Source organism: Niveispirillum sp. KHB5.9, assembly GCF_048066115.1.
Taxonomy (GTDB): Bacteria; Pseudomonadota; Alphaproteobacteria; order Azospirillales; family Azospirillaceae; genus Niveispirillum.
Window position 1 is genome coordinate 52676 of sequence record NZ_JBLTYX010000019.1, and the last position, 15772, is coordinate 68447.

General features: G+C 66.5%; 12 protein-coding genes. 9 read left to right on the forward strand and 3 right to left on the reverse strand.

The window, feature by feature from the left end:
- The first annotated feature begins 126 nt into the window (after positions 1–126).
- Positions 127–921: an alpha/beta fold hydrolase gene (locus ACM9HJ_RS24395; RefSeq protein ID WP_416574389.1), complete on the forward strand. Its 795-nt coding sequence runs from the start codon at positions 127–129 to the stop codon at positions 919–921.
- A gap of 150 nt (positions 922–1071) precedes the next feature.
- Positions 1072–1650 (forward strand): class I SAM-dependent methyltransferase, encoded by a 579-nt coding sequence (locus ACM9HJ_RS24400; RefSeq protein ID WP_416574429.1) that lies wholly within the window; start codon positions 1072–1074, stop codon positions 1648–1650.
- Between the two features lie 120 nt (positions 1651–1770).
- Here the strand turns inward: ACM9HJ_RS24400 and ACM9HJ_RS24405 are convergent, their stop codons facing one another.
- Positions 1771–2652, reverse strand: a complete 882-nt coding sequence (locus tag ACM9HJ_RS24405; RefSeq protein WP_416574390.1) for a LysR substrate-binding domain-containing protein — start codon at positions 2650–2652, stop codon at positions 1771–1773.
- A 211-nt stretch (positions 2653–2863) separates the two neighbouring features.
- Here ACM9HJ_RS24405 and ACM9HJ_RS24410 point away from each other — a divergent pair, with 211 nt between their 5' ends.
- The 7 genes from ACM9HJ_RS24410 to ACM9HJ_RS24440 all read left to right on the forward strand — a co-directional run bounded on the left by ACM9HJ_RS24410 (position 2864) and on the right by ACM9HJ_RS24440 (position 14067).
- Positions 2864–5608, forward strand: a complete 2745-nt coding sequence (locus tag ACM9HJ_RS24410) for a TonB-dependent receptor (RefSeq protein WP_416574391.1) — start codon at positions 2864–2866, stop codon at positions 5606–5608.
- Positions 5609–5764: 156 nt separating this feature from the next.
- Positions 5765–6742 (forward strand): ABC transporter permease, encoded by a 978-nt coding sequence (locus tag ACM9HJ_RS24415; protein ID WP_416574392.1) that lies wholly within the window; start codon positions 5765–5767, stop codon positions 6740–6742.
- Positions 6739–8661, forward strand: a complete 1923-nt coding sequence (locus ACM9HJ_RS24420) for a dipeptide/oligopeptide/nickel ABC transporter permease/ATP-binding protein (RefSeq protein ID WP_416574393.1) — start codon at positions 6739–6741, stop codon at positions 8659–8661. Before ACM9HJ_RS24415 ends, ACM9HJ_RS24420 begins: the two co-directional genes overlap by 4 nt.
- Entirely contained in the window at positions 8658–9674 is a 1017-nt protein-coding gene (locus ACM9HJ_RS24425; protein WP_416574394.1) for an ABC transporter ATP-binding protein, read from the forward strand. Before ACM9HJ_RS24420 ends, ACM9HJ_RS24425 begins: the two co-directional genes overlap by 4 nt.
- Positions 9667–11223: an ABC transporter substrate-binding protein gene (locus ACM9HJ_RS24430; RefSeq protein ID WP_416574395.1), complete on the forward strand. Its 1557-nt coding sequence runs from the start codon at positions 9667–9669 to the stop codon at positions 11221–11223. The genes ACM9HJ_RS24425 and ACM9HJ_RS24430 overlap by 8 nt, the downstream gene beginning before the upstream one ends.
- A gap of 12 nt (positions 11224–11235) precedes the next feature.
- Positions 11236–13080, forward strand: coding sequence for a CocE/NonD family hydrolase (locus ACM9HJ_RS24435; protein ID WP_416574396.1), 1845 nt, complete (start codon positions 11236–11238; stop codon positions 13078–13080).
- A gap of 102 nt (positions 13081–13182) precedes the next feature.
- A complete protein-coding gene (locus ACM9HJ_RS24440) occupies positions 13183–14067 on the forward strand; it encodes an alpha/beta hydrolase (RefSeq protein ID WP_416574397.1) in 885 nt (294 codons plus the stop codon).
- 42 nt (positions 14068–14109) lie between these two features.
- On the opposite strand, the gene ACM9HJ_RS24445 is transcribed toward ACM9HJ_RS24440, so the two are convergent.
- Complete coding sequence (locus tag ACM9HJ_RS24445; protein ID WP_416574398.1) at positions 14110–14538, reverse strand: CBS domain-containing protein; 429 nt, start codon at positions 14536–14538, stop codon at positions 14110–14112.
- Between the two features lie 111 nt (positions 14539–14649).
- A complete protein-coding gene (locus ACM9HJ_RS24450; RefSeq protein ID WP_416574399.1) occupies positions 14650–15702 on the reverse strand; it encodes an alpha/beta fold hydrolase in 1053 nt (350 codons plus the stop codon).
- Positions 15703–15772: the final 70 nt, after the last annotated feature.

A 15772-nucleotide genomic window follows, 5' to 3' on the forward strand; every position in this document is an offset into this window, starting at 1 on the left:
ACAGCGATGCCCCCTTCCGTCCAGCGCGAACCGGTCGCCAGAGTGTTGGAAAATGGTGCCGTTCCTGTTCAGCCACACGGGTCCAGTCGGGTAGGATGCGGGCCACAGCGCTTGCAGGACAGGGTGATGAGCAGCCAAACGACCCCGCCGATCCAGGTTTGCGACCGCATGGTTCCCGTTGCGGACCACAATCTGTTCACCCGCACCTGGCGGCCGGCAGCGGCGGACAGCGCTGCACCGACTCTGTTGCTGTTCCATGATTCGCTGGGCTGCGTGGAGCTGTGGCGGGACTTTCCGGAAAGGCTGGCGGCCGGCACCGGCCTGCCCGTGCTGGCCTATGACCGGCTGGGCTTCGGCCGGTCGGACGCCCCTCCCGGCCGACTGACCCCGGATTTCGTGGCGGCGGAGGGGCGAGAGACAGTGCCCGCCCTGTTGGACGCGCTTTGCATCGGCCCCTTCCTGGCCCTGGGCCATTCGGTGGGCGGCGGCATGGCCGTTGGCACCGCCGCTGCCCTGCCGGGCCGCTGCCGTGCCGTAATCACCCTGGCCGCCCAGGCCTTTGTCGAGGATCGCACCCTGGACGGCATCCGCGTCGCCCAGGCGCAGTTCCGCGATCCGGCCCAGGTGGCGCGGCTGGCCCGCTATCATGGCGACAAGGCCGCCTGGGTGCTGTCGGCCTGGATCGACAGCTGGCTGGACCCGGCCTTTGCCGGCTGGACGCTGGATGAAAGTCTTTCAGGTGTCACCTGTCCGCTGCTGGCCCTGCATGGCGATGGCGACGAATATGGCTCCACCGCCCATCCCGACCGGATCGCGACACCGGGGCGCGGACGGGCGGTCGTGCTGACGGGTTGCGGCCATGTCCCGCATCGCGAGCATCCCGACCGGGTGCTGGCGGAAATCGCATCGTTTCTGGGGTAAGCGGGTTGTGATGGGGGACGGCGATATCGGCTGGGACCTGTCGGCCCAGGCCTGGATCGACAGCATGGGGGATGAGGGCGATTTCGGCCGGCGCTTCGTGCTGGACGCGCCGATGATCGCGCGTATCCGGGATCGGGGTTCCGCACCGCCCTGGATGTCGGCTGCGGCGAAGGGCGGTTCTGCCGCATCCTGCGCGACCTGGGTATCCGCACCACCGGCATCGACCCGACGCGGGCTTTGCTGGACCGCGCCCGGACCCTGGACCCCACGGGCGATTACCGGCTGGAAACGGCGGAGGAGATGGCGGTGCCGGCCGGTGGTGTCGACCTTGTTGTCGCCTATCTCAGCCTGATCGACATTCCCGATATCAACCGCGCCATCCCGCGCATGGCCGCAGCGCTGCGGCCGGGCGGTACCCTGCTGATCGCCAACCTGACCAGCTTCAACACCGCCGGTCCCATCGATGGCTGGGCGCCCGACGGCAAGGGCGGGGAGCATTTCCCCATCGACCATTACATGGAGGAGCGTGCCGACGCCGTCGGCTGGCGCGGCATCCGCATCCTGAACTGGCATCGCCCGCTCAGCCGCTACATGTCGCTGCTGCTGGACCAGGGCCTGATCCTGCGCCATTTCGCCGAACCCGTGCCCCATGTCGGCCCGCCGGAGAAGATGGAGCGCTATCGCCGCATGCCCTTCTTCCTGATCATGGAATGGCAGAAGCCAGGGTGAGCCAACGGCGTGAGATTGCCTCATGCCGTTGGAGGCCGGCGACTGCCGGCCCGCGCCCACGTGGGCGCGTAAGCCAAGCCGCCGGATGGCGGCGCCCGGCGTCTGAGGGCGCTGTGTAAATCAGCCGAACGAAGTTCGGCAATGGGCCATGAAAGCTTGTGCGGCTTTCGGCAGGGGCACGTTTTCCGCCATCATGAACGCATAATCATGCGGGATGCGCGGGCGGAAGCGGCGGATGGCGACGCCATGGCCGACATAGGAGGTGGCCATCAGCTCGTTGACGATGGCGATGCCGATGCCCAGGCTTGCGAAGATGCAGGCCGATCCGATCGTGTGGGTTTCCAGCCGCACCTCCGGATAGACATTCGCCCGCTGGAACGCCTCCTCCACCAGCACGCGGGAATAGCGGCCCTTGCCGGTCAGCACCAGGGGCTGGCCCTTCAGGTCCTGCGGCCGGATCGTCTCCAGCGCGGTCAGCGGATGATCCTGCGGCAGGACGCAGACCGTCTCCGTGGTGATGAGTTTCTCGTATTTCAGGCCCGGATGCACGCCGGGCGGATAGAAGCCCAGGTCGAAGGACCGGCCCACCACCAGCTCGCGCGCCGTGTCCAGGTCGCGCGGGTCGATGGTCACCCGCACCTCGGGATAAAGGCCCATGAAGCTGGCGATGGCACGGGCCAGCGGCCCCTCCACCAGGCTGGGCGGGGCGACGATGCGCAATTCCCCGATGCGGAAGGCCGAGATGTTCTCCGCCATCTGCGCCACGCGGCTCAGCCCGTTGAGCGCATTGTCCACCGCCTCGAACAGGATGGCGGCTTCGGGCGTGGGGATCAGGCGGCCATTCTCGCGGTGGAAGATGTCGAACCCGACCTGTTCCTCGCATTGCGCCAGCAGGCGGCTGATGGCCGGCTGACTTATGCCCAGCTTGCGCGCGGCGGCGGTGGCGGAGCCTGTGCGCATGGTTTCGCGGAAGGCTTCCAGGTTGCGGATATTCACCTTCATCGGCCCGCCCTCCGCCATCGATATTCCAGCACACCCAAAGGTGCGGGAGAAGGCGCGCGGCCCGCCATCCCATAACGATTTTGGTATGCCCTTATTGGGATATATCATGTCGTTGTTATGGGTCGCGACACGTTCCTACTGTTACCCCACAATCAATTGGTGACCGCCGTATGTTTGCAGGACGGGCACCAGGGAACAGGGGTATAAGAAGATGAGATCACGTCGCACGGCCCGCCTGTTGGCCGGCAGTTCCCTCGCTCTATTGTCGGTTCTGCTGGCCTCGCCTTCGCAAGTTCTGGCCCAATCGGGCGATGCCGACCAGTTGGATGAGATCGTGGTCACCGGATCGCGCATCGTGCGGCGTGACGCGCTGTCGGTCGGCCCGCTGACCACCATCACGGCCGAAGACATCCTGAACGCCGCCCCCGTCTCCGTCGGGCAGCTGCTGCAGGACCTGCCGGGTGCCGGTGTCAGCCTGAATTCCAACGGCACCCAGGGGACATCCTTCGGCGTCTCGGCCATCAACCTGCGCAACCTGGGCAGCGTGGAAGGCAGCGGCAACCGCGTGCTGGTACTGGTGGACGGGCATCGCTGGGTCAATGCCGCCGGCGGGCGCGGCTTCCGCGATTTCGTCGATCTGAACACCATCCCCATGGGCATCGTGGAAACGATCGAGGTGCTGAAGGATGGCGCATCGGCCATCTATGGCGCCGACGCCATCGCCGGCGTGGTCAATGTCATCACCCGCAAGAAGCTGGACGGGTTCGAGGCCAAGCTGCAAAGCGGCATCACCACGGAAGGCGACGGCCGCTCGATCAGCGGTGAGGTGAATTACGGCCACAGCTTCGACAATGGCTCCATCCTGCTGTCGGCCTCTTACGTCGACACCACCAAGATCCTGACCGAGGATCGGGCCCTAACGCGCCGGGCGCTGACCCCGCTGACCGCCCCGCCGACCAGCCCGCGCGGCCTGTACCAGTTGAACGGCATCTCCACGGCGGCGGCCCCGCTGACCCGCATTCCCGGTGCTTCCGGCACCAGTGCCGCCGATTTCCGCACCGCCCGCCTGCCCGATGATGATTACAACACCCTGGTCCAGGGCAAGTACGCGGGCGGCCCCAGCGAACGCGCGGGCCTGTTCGGCCGGGTGACCACCGACCTGTCCGACGACATTGAGTTCAAGGCGGAGCTGCTCTATAACCGCCGCGAATCTGCCCAGCTCTTCTCGCCCTTCCTGCTGGATGTGCGCGGCAGCAACGGCTTCTCCATCGGGGCCGATCACCCGTTCAACCCCTATGACCGGGCCTTTTCCGGCAGTGCCTTCCGTATCCAGATCGTTCCGGAGACGGTGGGCGACCGCAACAATATCCAGACCGTCGACACGTTCCGCAGCACCGTGGGGCTGGAAGGCAAGACGGAGCTGATGGGCAATTGGCGCTGGGATGCGTTCTTCAGCTATTCCAAGAATGATGCGGTGTTCAAGCAGTTCAACCAGATCAGCTATGACAAGCTGGCCCTGGCTTTGGGCCCCAACGACCGATGCCGGGCCAATGGCTGCGTGCCCGTCGATCTGTTCGGCGTGATGACGCCCGCCATGGCCGATTATATCCGCTATAATTCCCGCGACGAGAACGGCACCGGCCAGTACGACGCCACCTTCAATGTCTCCGGCGCGCTGTTCGACCTGCCGGCGGGTGAGGTCGGCGTGGCGGCCGGCGTGGAATACCGCAAGGAAACCGCCTATGACCGGCCCGACCGAGGCGTGAATGCCACGCCGGTCTATGTGACGGGCCTGGCCGCCACCTCGGCCCCGACGCGCGAGCCGACCAACGGGTCCTACGATCTGCGCGAAGCCTATATGGAACTGAACCTGCCGCTGCTGGCCGACCTGCCGGCGGTACAGTCGCTCGACCTGTCAGCGGCGGTGCGGTACTCGGACTATTCCACCTTCGGCAGCGCCAGCACGACCAAGTTCGGCCTGTCCTACCGCCCCTATGACGATCTGCTGGTACGCGGCACCTTCTCCGAAGGGTTCCGGGCCCCGTCGATCCTGGAATATTACCAGGGGACGCGTGAGACGCAGTTCCAGGGCACCGATCCCTGCAATGGCGGCGGTGCGGGCCGGGCGGGTTGCGCCGGCGTGCCCACCGCCTATACCCAGACCCGTTACGGCAACGGGTTGCTGAAGGGCACGATCGGCGGCAATACCGATCTGGACCCGGAAACCGCCGATACCTGGAGTGCGGGCTTCTCCTACACGCCCACTTGGGCGGATGGCCTGTCGCTGACCTCCGACTGGTATTCCATCACCGTGGATGATGCCATCGCGTCACAGACGCCGCAGCAGATCCTGAACAACTGCGCCAATCTGGGCGGGCCCTATTGCGATCTGGTCCGCCGTGACGCGGCCACCGGTGAAATCCTGAACCTGCGCCAGGTGGTGCAGAATTTCAGCCGCATCAAGGTGGAGGGCGTGGATGCCACCCTGCGCTACGGCTTCGACACGGAGATCGGTCATTTCACCGCACTGCTGGACGCCGCCCGCCTGATCCATTTCATCAATTACGTGCCTCAGGCCGATGGCAGCGTGCTGAAGGATGAACGCACCGGCAAGTCCGACACGCCGCGATCCTCCTACCCCCGCTGGAAGGGTCAGGCGTCGCTACGCTGGAGCAGCGGGGCCTGGGATGCCGGCTGGAAGACCCGCTATATCGGCGACATGGCCGACATCCCCAACAATGCCGTCAATGGCGGCCGCGTGAAGGAGGTCTTCATGCACGACCTTCAGCTTGGCTACACGCTGGAGGAGAGCGGGACGAGCTTCACCCTGGGCGTCGACAATGTCTTCGACCGCATGCCGCCGGCATCGGCCGCCAACAACCCGATCAATTTCGACATCTATTCCTACGATGTGCGTGGCACCTACGCCTACGCCAGGATCATGGTGAAGATGTAAGAAGTTTGCATGTTCCCTCAGGCGCCGGGCGCCGCCATCCGGCGGCTTGGCTTACGCGCCACGTGGCGCGGGCCGGCAGTCGCCGGCCTCCGACGGTCATGGGCAATGACCGTCGGTAAGCTCCTGGCTTCCGGGTAACCGAAGGACCCATCCCCCATGGTCTTCTTCCTCGCGCGCCGCCTGCTGCAGAGCCTGTCCGTGCTGCTGGTGCTGTCGGCGCTGATCTTCACCGGGATCTATATGATCGGCAATCCGGTGGACATCCTGATCAATCCGGAGGCCACGCCGGCCGACCGGGCGGCGGCGATGACCGCGCTGGGCCTGGACCGGCCCTTGCCGGAGCAATATCTCTCCTTCCTGGGCCGGGCACTGCAGGGCGATCTGGGCCATTCCTTCGTCTTCAACGAACCGGCCATCCGCCTGATCATCGACCGGTTCGGCGCCACGCTGGAACTGGCCATCGTGGCCATGGGCATCGCCGTCCTGTTCGGCATTCCGCTGGGGCTCTATGCCGGGCTGAAGCCGGCCAGCATCGCCGGACGGTCGATCGAGACCGGGTCCATCCTGGGCTTCTCCCTGCCCAGCTTCTGGCAGGGGATGATGCTGGTGCTGATCTTCTCCGTCACCCTGGGCTGGCTGCCGTCGGGCGGGCGTGGGGAGACGGGGAGCCTGCTGGGGATCGAGACCAGCCTGGCCACCCTTGACGGCTGGCGCCACCTGCTGCTGCCGGCGGTGAACCTGGCGCTCTACAAGCTGGCCCTGGTCATCCGCCTGGTCAGTTCCGGCACGCGCGAGGCGATGCCACTGGATTTCGTCGGTTTCGCACGGGCCAAGGGTCTGTCGCCGGCCCGCGTCGTTTGCGTCCATATCCTGAAATATATCCTGATCCCCATCATCACGGTGCTGGGGCTGGAATTCGGCGGGGTCATCGCCTTTGCCGTGGTGACGGAGACCATTTTCGGCTGGCCCGGCATGGGCAAGCTGATCATCGACAGCATCAACCAGTTGGACCGGCCGGTCATCGTCGCCTATCTGCTGGTCGTCGCGCTGCTGTTCATGACCATCAATCTGGTCACCGACATCGCCTATACCATGCTGGACCCGCGCCTGCGGCTGGGCGGAGGCAAAGCATGACCACCGCCGCCATCGCCCCCACCCGTCCGCCCCGCCGGCAAGCGGCCCTTGCCCTGCTGCGCGATATCTGCGCCAGCCGCCGGGCGCGTGTCGGCCTGGTCCTTCTCATCCTGCTGCTGACGGCCGCCCTGCTGGCCCCGCTGCTGGCGCCGCAGAATCCCTATGATCTGGCGCAGCTCGACCTTGCCGACAGCCATCTGAAGCCCGGCGCGGTGGGCGCCACCGGCATGGTGCATTGGCTGGGCACCGACCTGCTGGGCCGCGACATGCTGTCGGGCATCCTCTATGGCCTGCGCACCAGCCTGTCGGTGGGCTTGCTGGCCGGTTTGCTGGCCGCCGCCCTGGGCACATCCGTGGGGTTGGTCGCCGCCTATACCGGCGGGCGGGTCGATGCCGCGATCATGCGGCTGGTCGATCTGCAATTGAGCCTGCCCAGCATCCTGGTGGCTCTGATCCTGCTAGCCATTTTCGGCAAGGGGCTGGACAAGATCGTCCTGGCCTTGGTCATCGTGCAATGGGCCTTCTATGCCCGCAATGTCCGCGCCACCGCCCTGTCGGAAGCCGCCAAGGAATATGTGGAGGCCGCAAGGAGCCTGCGCCTGGGCCGGATGCGCATCCTGTTCGGCCATTTGCTGCCCAACTGCCTGCCACCCTTGATCGTCATCGGGTCGTTGCAGACGGCCAGCGCCATCTCGCTGGAGGCGACGCTGAGCTTCCTGGGCATCGGATTGCCGGTGACCCAGCCGTCGCTGGGCCTGCTGATCGCCAACGGCTTTTCCCACATGCTGTCGGGCAAATACTGGGTCAGCGTCTTTCCCGGCGTCACCCTGCTGCTGCTGGTGGCCAGTATCAATCTGGTGGGCGACCAGCTTCGCCTGCTGCTGAACCCCCGCCTGCGGCCACAGCCTTTGCCGCCGGCGATGGACCTGGAACGGCCGGCGCTGGCCGCCGATCCCGGCAAGCTGCTGTCGGTGCGCGGGCTGAAGACCTATTTCTTCACCCGCAACGGGGTAGTGAAATCCGTGGACGGGGTCGATTTCGACTTAGGTGCCGGAGAGGTGCTGGGTCTGGTCGGGGAAAGCGGGTCGGGCAAGTCCATCACCGGCCGGTCCATCATGGGCCTGATCGACCCGCCGGGCCGGGTGGTGGGCGGTTCCGTCCTGCTGGATGGGCGCGAACTGCTGGACCTGGACGAGGAGCATATCCGCGATCTGCGCGGGCGGGAGATCGCCATGATCTTCCAGGACCCGATGATGACCCTGAACCCCATGCTGCGCATCGATACGCAGATGGTTGAGGCGCTGACCGCCCATGGTCCCGTCACCCGCCGGGCGGCGGAGGATCGTGCCGCCGCCGCCCTGTCCAGCGTCGGCATCGCCGATGCCGGGCGCCGGCTGAAAGCCTATCCGCACCAATTCTCCGGCGGCATGCGCCAGCGGGTGGCCATCGCGACATCCATGCTGCACCGGCCCAAGCTGATCATCGCGGATGAGCCGACGACGGCCCTGGACGTCACCGTCCAGGCCCAGATCCTGGCGGAGATGCAGGAGATGGTGGCCGCATCCGGCACCTCGCTGGTCTGGATCACCCATGATATCGGCGTGGTCGCCGGCCTGGCCGACCGTATTGCGGTGATGTATGCCGGCCGCATCGTGGAGATCGGGCCGGCGGATCAGGTGCTGTCCCACCCCCGCCACCCTTACACGAGCGGCCTGCTGGACAGCCTGCCGCACCGGGCGGAACGCGGCAAACCCCTGGCCCAGGTGCCGGGCAGCCCGCCACACCCCGTCCACCGCCCGCCCGGCTGCGCCTTCACCCCGCGCTGCCCACGCGCGACGGAACTCTGCGGGGTGATGCCGGCGATGCAGGGCGACCTGCATCAGGTCCGCTGCTTCCACCCGATGGAAGGTGAGCCATGAGCATGAAGAATGAAGCCATGGTGGCGCTGGACAATGTTTCCATGCGCTTCGGCCCCCGGCCCGGCCCTTTGGCAAGGCTGGGTCTGACCAGGGCGCCCGACATCGTGCAGGCGGTGCGGGATGTGACCCTGGATATAAGACCCGGTGAGGTGCTGGGGCTGGTGGGGGAAAGCGGCTGTGGCAAGTCCACCCTGGGCCGCGTGGTCGCCGGGCTCTACCGGCCCAGTGCCGGAAGATTGCTGGTGGAGGGGCGCGATCCCTGGACCCTGCCGGCTGGAGAAGCCAAGGCGCTGGGCCTGGGCATCCAGATGATCTTCCAGGACCCGATGGCCAGCCTGAACCCGCGCCTGCGCATCCGCCGCATCATCGGGGAGGCGGCACAGGCCCATGGCATCATCGATGGCGGGCAGATGGCCGACTATGTCGCCGGCCTGATGCGCCGGGTCGGCCTGGATCCGGCGATGATGGAACGGTTCCCGCACGAATTCTCCGGCGGGCAGCGGCAGCGCGTGGGCATCGCCCGCGCCCTGGCCGTGAAGCCGCGCCTGCTGGTCTGCGACGAGTCCGTTGCCGCCCTCGACGTGTCGGTGCAGGCGCAGATCCTGAACCTGTTCATGGAACTGCGCCAGGAACTGGGCCTGACCTATCTGTTCATCAGCCACGATCTGGCCGTGGTCCGCCATATCAGCGACCGGGTGGCGGTGATGTATCTGGGCCGCGTGGTGGAGCGTGGTCCGGCAGAGGAGTTGTTCGATGCCCCCCTCCACCCCTATTCCCGCGCCCTGGTGGGTGGGGCGCTGGCCGACCATGTCGGCAAGCGGCGCTTCACCGGCCTGAAGGGGGAAATCCCATCACCGTTGCGCCCCCCGTCCGGCTGCGCCTTCCACCCCCGCTGCCCCATCGCGGTCACCACCTGTCACCATACGGTGCCGGCGATGGCCGACATGGCACCGGGATATCGCGTCGCCTGCCATCTGGCGCCTGCATCCAGCCGGGAGGTCGCCCATGCGTAAGCTGATCCTGGCCCTGCTGTTGCTGCTGGCGCCGATGGAGGCCCCTGCCCAGACGGTGACCATCGCCGTGCAGGCCGAACCCAGCTCCGTCGATCCGCATTTCTCCGCCACCGGCGTGAACCAGGAACTGGCCGCCCATGTCTTCGACACGCTGATCGCGCGGGATGCCACCCTGGCCCTGGTGCCGGGTCTGGCCACGGCCTGGCGGCGGGTCGATGCGGTAACCTGGGAATTTGACCTGCGCGACGGTGTGCGCTTCCATGACGGATCGCCGTTTACGGCGGATGATGTCATCTACAGCTTCCGCCGCGCCCCCACCGTACCCTTCTCCCCCGCCTCTTTCGCAGGGCGGGTGGCGCAGGTGAAGGAGATCGTGGCGCTCAGTCCCAACCGGCTGCGCATGGTGACGCGCAAGCCCTATGCCCAGCTTCCCTACGATATCAGCTTCATCACCATCCTGCCCAAGGGTCTAGGGACCAAGGTGGCGACGGAGGATTTCAACGCCGGCAAGGCCGCCATCGGCACCGGCCCCTACCGCTTCATCCGCTGGGCCCATGGCGACCGCATCGAACTGGTCCGCAATGAGGATTACTGGGGCCCGAAGCCGGGTTTCGCCAATGTCACCTTCCGCTATATCAGCAATGATGCCGCACGCGTGGCGGCCCTGCTGTCCGGCAATGTCGATGTCATCGACGCCGTGCCGCCGGCCGATATCGACTGGCTGCGCCGGCGTTCCGACCTGAACCTGCTGCAAAGCCCCACCGTCACCCTGCTCTATCTGCACCTCGACAGTGCCCGCGATGACAGTCCCTTCGTGCAGGCGCCGAGCGGCGGCAATCCCCTGCGCAAAGCTGATATCCGCCGCGCCCTGTCCCTTGCCATCGACCGGCAGTTGCTGATCGATAAGGTGCTGTCCGGGGCCGGCGTGCCGGCCAACCAGATGGTGCCAATGGGAAGCGTGGGCTTCAATCCCGACATCCCGCCCGCCGCCCATGATCTGACTGAAGCCAAGCGTCTGCTGGCAGCGGCCGGTTTGTCCAAGGGCTTCCGCCTGACCCTGCATGCCACCAACAACCGCTATGTCGGTGACGGGCTGGTGTCCCAAGCCGTGGCCGCCATGCTGGCCCGTGCCGGGATCGAGGTCGCGGTGGAGCCGCTGCCCAAGAGCGTGTTCCTGCCGCGCGCATCGAAGCTGGAATTCAGCGTCCTTCAATACGGCTTCGGATCGGTCACCGGCACCTCCCTGCTGGGCATGCGCTCCGTCGTCGGCAGTTTCGATCCGACGCGTGGCAGCGGCGGCATCAATCGCGGCCGCTATTCCAACCCGGAGGTCGATCGGCTGATCGACGCCGCCGAACAGGCACCCGATGCCGCGGCATACGAGGAAAACCTGCGCGGAGCCGCGGCCATCCTGGCCGCCGACACCGGCATCATCCCGCTCTACCACCCCACGACCAACTGGGCGGCGCGCAAGCACATCAATATGCAGCCGCGCCGCGACGAATGGAGCCTGGCCCAGTTCATGGCGCCAACTCCCGAAAGCCCTTGAGGAACCGAGATCATGACCATCCTGCCCGGCGCGCCCTATGATGTGGCGGTCGATGAAGATGTGGAGATGCGCACCCGCGACGGGGTGCGTCTGGTCGCCGACATCTACCATCCCGTGGCCAACTGCACCCGTCTGCCCGGCCCCTGGCCCGTGCTGCTGGAGCGCACGCCCTATGACCGGCGCGGCGTGAACCTGTCCGAGTACAGCCTCGCCAACCCCAACCCGCGGTCACGGGTGGAGATCGCACAACGTTTCGCATCATCCGGCTATGTGGTGATGATGCAGGATTGCCGGGGCCGCTACGCATCCGAAGGCACGTTCGAGAAATACGTGAACGAGGCCGAGGATGGGTATGACACGCTGGCCTGGATCACGGCCCAGCCCTGGTGCGACGGGCGGGTGGGCACGTTCGGCCTGTCCTATGGCGCGCATGTGCAGATGGCCATGGCCTGCCTGAACCCGCCCGGCCTTGCCTGCATGGTGGTGGATAGCGGCGGCTTCTCCGACGCCTATCACGCCGGCATCCGGCAGGGGGGCGCGTTCGAGCTGAAGCAGCTGACCTGGGCCTATAAGCAGGCCCTGCTCAGCCCGGCGGTGATGGCCGATCCCGCCCATGTCCAGGCGCTGCTGGATGAAGACCTGTTCGACTGGTTCCGCCGCCTGCCCTGGAGCGAGGGCCATTCCCCCCTGCGCAGCGTGCCGGAATACGAATCCTATGTACTGAAACAATGGCGCCAGGGCGAGTACGGGGATTTCTGGCGTCAGGTCGGCCTGTCCGCCCGCAACTACTACGCCGCCTGCGCCGATGTACCGACAGTGCATCTCTGCGGCTGGTACGATCCCTACGTCACCACCATCATCTCCAACCTGACCGGTCTGTCGGCGGCCAAGCAGGGGCCGACCCATATGGTCATGGGGCCCTGGACCCATGGGCAGCGGTCGCGCACCTATGCCGGTGACGTGGATTTCGGCCCCGCCGCGACGCTCGACGGCAATCTGGCCGATGATTACGACCGGTTCCGCCTGTCCTGGTTCGATCGTTGGCTGAAGGACGGCAAGGCCGATCCGGCCGACGCGCCCGTGCGTCTGTTCGTGATGGGCGGGGGCAGCGGGCAGCGCAACGCCGACGGCCGCCTGGACCATGGCGGCCGCTGGCTGTCGGCACAGAACTGGCCCCTGCCCGGCACGGATTTCCGTACCTTCCATCTACACGCCGATGGCGGCCTGCGGGCCGAAACATCCACCGGCCAAAGCCTGTCCTGGCGCCACGATCCCACGCATCCGGTCCCCACCATCGGCGGCGCCCACACATCGGGCCAGCCGGTGATGGAACCCGGCGCCTATGATCAGGTGGAACGCGCCGATTTCTTCGGCTGCGAAATGCCCGGCCGGCCGCTGGCCGAGCGCGACGATGTGCTGGTCTTCCAGACCCCACCTTTGGAAAGCGACACCACCATCGCCGGCCCCATCGATCTGGTGCTTCATGTCAGCAGCGACCGGCCCGATACCGACATCGCCCTGAAACTGATCGATGTCTATCCCGACGGTTTCGCCATGAACCTAAGCCACGGCATCCGCCGCCTACGCTATCGCGACGGTTGGGAAAAGCCCAGCTTCATGGAACCCGGCAAGGTCTATGAGGTGCGGATGGAGATGTTCCCCATCGCCAACCTGTTCAAGGCGGGCCACCGCATCCGCCTGGATGTCAGTTCCAGCAACTTCCCGCATTTCGACGTGAACCTCAATACCGGCGGGGCGCAGGGCATGCCCGACACGCCGGTCGTGGCCGCCAACCGCCTGCATCTGGACACTGATCATCCCTCGCGCATCACCCTGCCGGTGCAGCCCTTACCCTGAAAGCCCGCCCCCTTACCCGCCATCACCATGGCATCGGTGACGGGGCTGCCGCTTCTATTGCATCATCGACGGGAAAGTCGGCGGCAATGGGAGAGATCGGTGATGGCCAGGACATGGAAGCGGCTTGCGTCAACCCTCATGCTGGCGCTGGCCCTGACGGGGCTGGCGGCCGCCCAGGCACAGCAAGCGCAGCAGACGCCGCCCGGCTACACCATGCCGTCCACCCATATGTTCGACATCACCTCGGATGGCGGCGACATCTACCGCATCTTCGTGTCCTTCCCGGCCACGGAGATGCCGGCCGACGGCTATCCCGTCCTATATGTGCTGGACGGCAACGCCATGTTCGCCAGCTTCGCCGAAGCACGCCGCATCCAGGAATATTACGAGGTGGGCAAGGGTATCGTGGTCGGCGTGGGCTATCCCGGCGACCAGGCTTATGATGTGCGCCGGCTGGATGATTACACCCCGCTCCTGGTCGATCCGCCGCCGCCCAATGTCCGGCATCTGGCCAAGTACAAGAGCGGTGGACAGGACAAGTTCCTGGATTTCCTGACCGGCAAGCTGCGCACGGAAATATCCCGCCGCTACAAGATCAATGCCGATCGCCAGTCGCTATTCGGCCATTCGCTGGGCGGGCTGGTGGCCCTGCACACGCTCTACACAAGGCCCCAGGCCTTCCATTCCATCGTGGCCGCCAGCCCGTCACTGGAATGGAACGACCAGAGCATCCTGAAGGAGGAGCGGGAATTCACCGCCCGCGTGCTGGCCGGCAAGGTGCCCAGGACCAGCCGCCTGATGGTGGTGGTGGGCGACCGCGACATCGATGACGAACCCGGCCCCGCCGCCGCCTTCATGAAGCGGATGGATGCGCTGGCCGTCCATGGCCTGCGCTCCCGCTTCCACCGTTATGCCGATGAAGGGCACATGACCGTGCCGGTACGCGCCGTCCCCGACACGCTGCGCTTCGCGTTCGAGGTGCATTGATGGTGGAAGGGCCGGAGCATCGATTGCCCCGGCCCTTGTACCTCACCGCTGGTTATGCGCCCCAGCCGGGCGGGAAACACCGCCCAGGGCACGGGCGGCGGCACTGGCATCGTTCACCGCCATGTCGCCCAGCGACAGGATGCCGACCAGCCGCTTGTCGCGGTCGATCACCGGCAGGCGCCGGACCTGGATGTCGCCCATGTTGCGGGAAACGACCTCGATCTCCTCGTCATCGAAACAATATTTGATGTTCTTGCTCATCACCTCGCGCACCTTCGTGCCCGGTCCCTTGCCCGTGGCCACGGCGCGCACGGCGATGTCGCGGTCGGTGATCATCCCCACCAACTGGTCATCCTGACCCACGGGCAGCGACCCGACATCCAGGTCGGCCATCAGCTTGGCGGCCTGCTCGATGGTCTCCGTCGGATCGGCGACCTGCACATTGCGCGTCATCGCTTCCCTTACCTTCATGTCGATCTCCATCATGTGCGGCCAGACGATGTCGCCCGGTATTTCCCGGACACCCCAGAATGGAAACGGCCGGGCGCCCAAGGGGTTCCCCCATTGTCCCGGGCGTCGGGGTCAGCCGTGGCGCAGGGCTGTCGGGGTAACGGGAATGGAGCAGGGGCCATCCGGCCCGCTTCCCGCCAGGAAACCACCGATCATGTCGATCTGGTTGGGATCGGACAGGGCCGGCGTATGGCCCGTCTGCGGTACATGTGCCACGCAAAGACCGGGATATCGCCCCATACGGGCCAGCACCGGCGGGCGCAGCGCATCGGACAGCATGCCGTGCAGCACCAGGGTGGGCACGGTCAGCAGCCCCCATTCGGCCCATTGGTCCAGCGCCTGGCCGGCCCCGTCGGCATAGGCCTGCATGGCGCGCGGGTCATGGCGGTAGATGCGGCCGCCCTCCGTCTGCGACCAGCATGTCTGGTGCCAGGCATTATGCAGCCGCTCCTCCTCCGACAGGGGGCCGTCCTGCTTCTGCGCGGCACCGACGCGGCGCAGAAGGGCATCGGGGCTGTCGAACAGGTAATGGCGCGCCACCGCCTGCGCGCGGCGCGCCCGGCGGGCGGCGGGGATGTAGGGACCGACATCGTTCAGCACCAGCCGGTCGATCAGCCCCGGATCGCGGGCGGCCAGCGCCAGTCCCACCGACCCGCCCAGCGATGATCCCAGCAGCAGCATGCGCCGCCGCCCGAGATGGCGCAGCAGGGCCAGCACCTGCGCGCAATATGTGGCCAGATTGTAATCGCCCTGCACCGGCATCCAGCCCGAGAGGCCACGCCCCACCCAGTCCAGCGCCACCACATGGAACCGGTCCGACAGCCGGTGCGCCAGATAGTCGAAGCGCCGGGCGGTATTGACGATTCCGCCCACGCAGAGCAGCAGCGGCAGCGACGGATCACCCCAGGCCGTGTAGGCGCAGCGGATGGCCACATCCCGGCGCAGCCGCGCCGGCCAGTGCCCCTGCAGGCGGCGATGATAGACGAAGTCGTAATGATGCAACGCATAGGCGCCGGCCCAGCGCGCCTCGATCGCCGCCACGCGCTGCGCGCACCTTTCCCAGCCGTCGGCGTCACGCGGCGGTACGGGGATTTCGCGGTCCGGGGAGAATGCCACCACCGTCACGGGGAAAGGGTTCCTTAACAGCAACGCCTATCCGTATAGCATGCCGCCCACGAAAGGATATCCGCAACCG

Bases quoted from the DNA above. Each gene is read 5' to 3' on its own strand.
- ACM9HJ_RS24395 (WP_416574389.1), top strand. From the start codon at position 127: ATGAGCAGCCAAACGACCCCGCCGATCCAGGTTTGCGACCGCATGGTT.
- ACM9HJ_RS24405 (WP_416574390.1), bottom strand. From the start codon at position 2,652: ATGAAGGTGAATATCCGCAACCTGGAAGCCTTCCGCGAAACCATGCGC.
- ACM9HJ_RS24410 (WP_416574391.1), top strand. From the start codon at position 2,864: ATGAGATCACGTCGCACGGCCCGCCTGTTGGCCGGCAGTTCCCTCGCT.
- ACM9HJ_RS24415 (WP_416574392.1), top strand. From the start codon at position 5,765: ATGGTCTTCTTCCTCGCGCGCCGCCTGCTGCAGAGCCTGTCCGTGCTG.
- ACM9HJ_RS24420 (WP_416574393.1), top strand. From the start codon at position 6,739: ATGACCACCGCCGCCATCGCCCCCACCCGTCCGCCCCGCCGGCAAGCG.
- ACM9HJ_RS24425 (WP_416574394.1), top strand. From the start codon at position 8,658: ATGAGCATGAAGAATGAAGCCATGGTGGCGCTGGACAATGTTTCCATG.
- ACM9HJ_RS24430 (WP_416574395.1), top strand. From the start codon at position 9,667: ATGCGTAAGCTGATCCTGGCCCTGCTGTTGCTGCTGGCGCCGATGGAG.
- ACM9HJ_RS24435 (WP_416574396.1), top strand. From the start codon at position 11,236: ATGACCATCCTGCCCGGCGCGCCCTATGATGTGGCGGTCGATGAAGAT.
- ACM9HJ_RS24440 (WP_416574397.1), top strand. From the start codon at position 13,183: ATGGCCAGGACATGGAAGCGGCTTGCGTCAACCCTCATGCTGGCGCTG.
- ACM9HJ_RS24445 (WP_416574398.1), bottom strand. From the start codon at position 14,538: ATGAAGGTAAGGGAAGCGATGACGCGCAATGTGCAGGTCGCCGATCCG.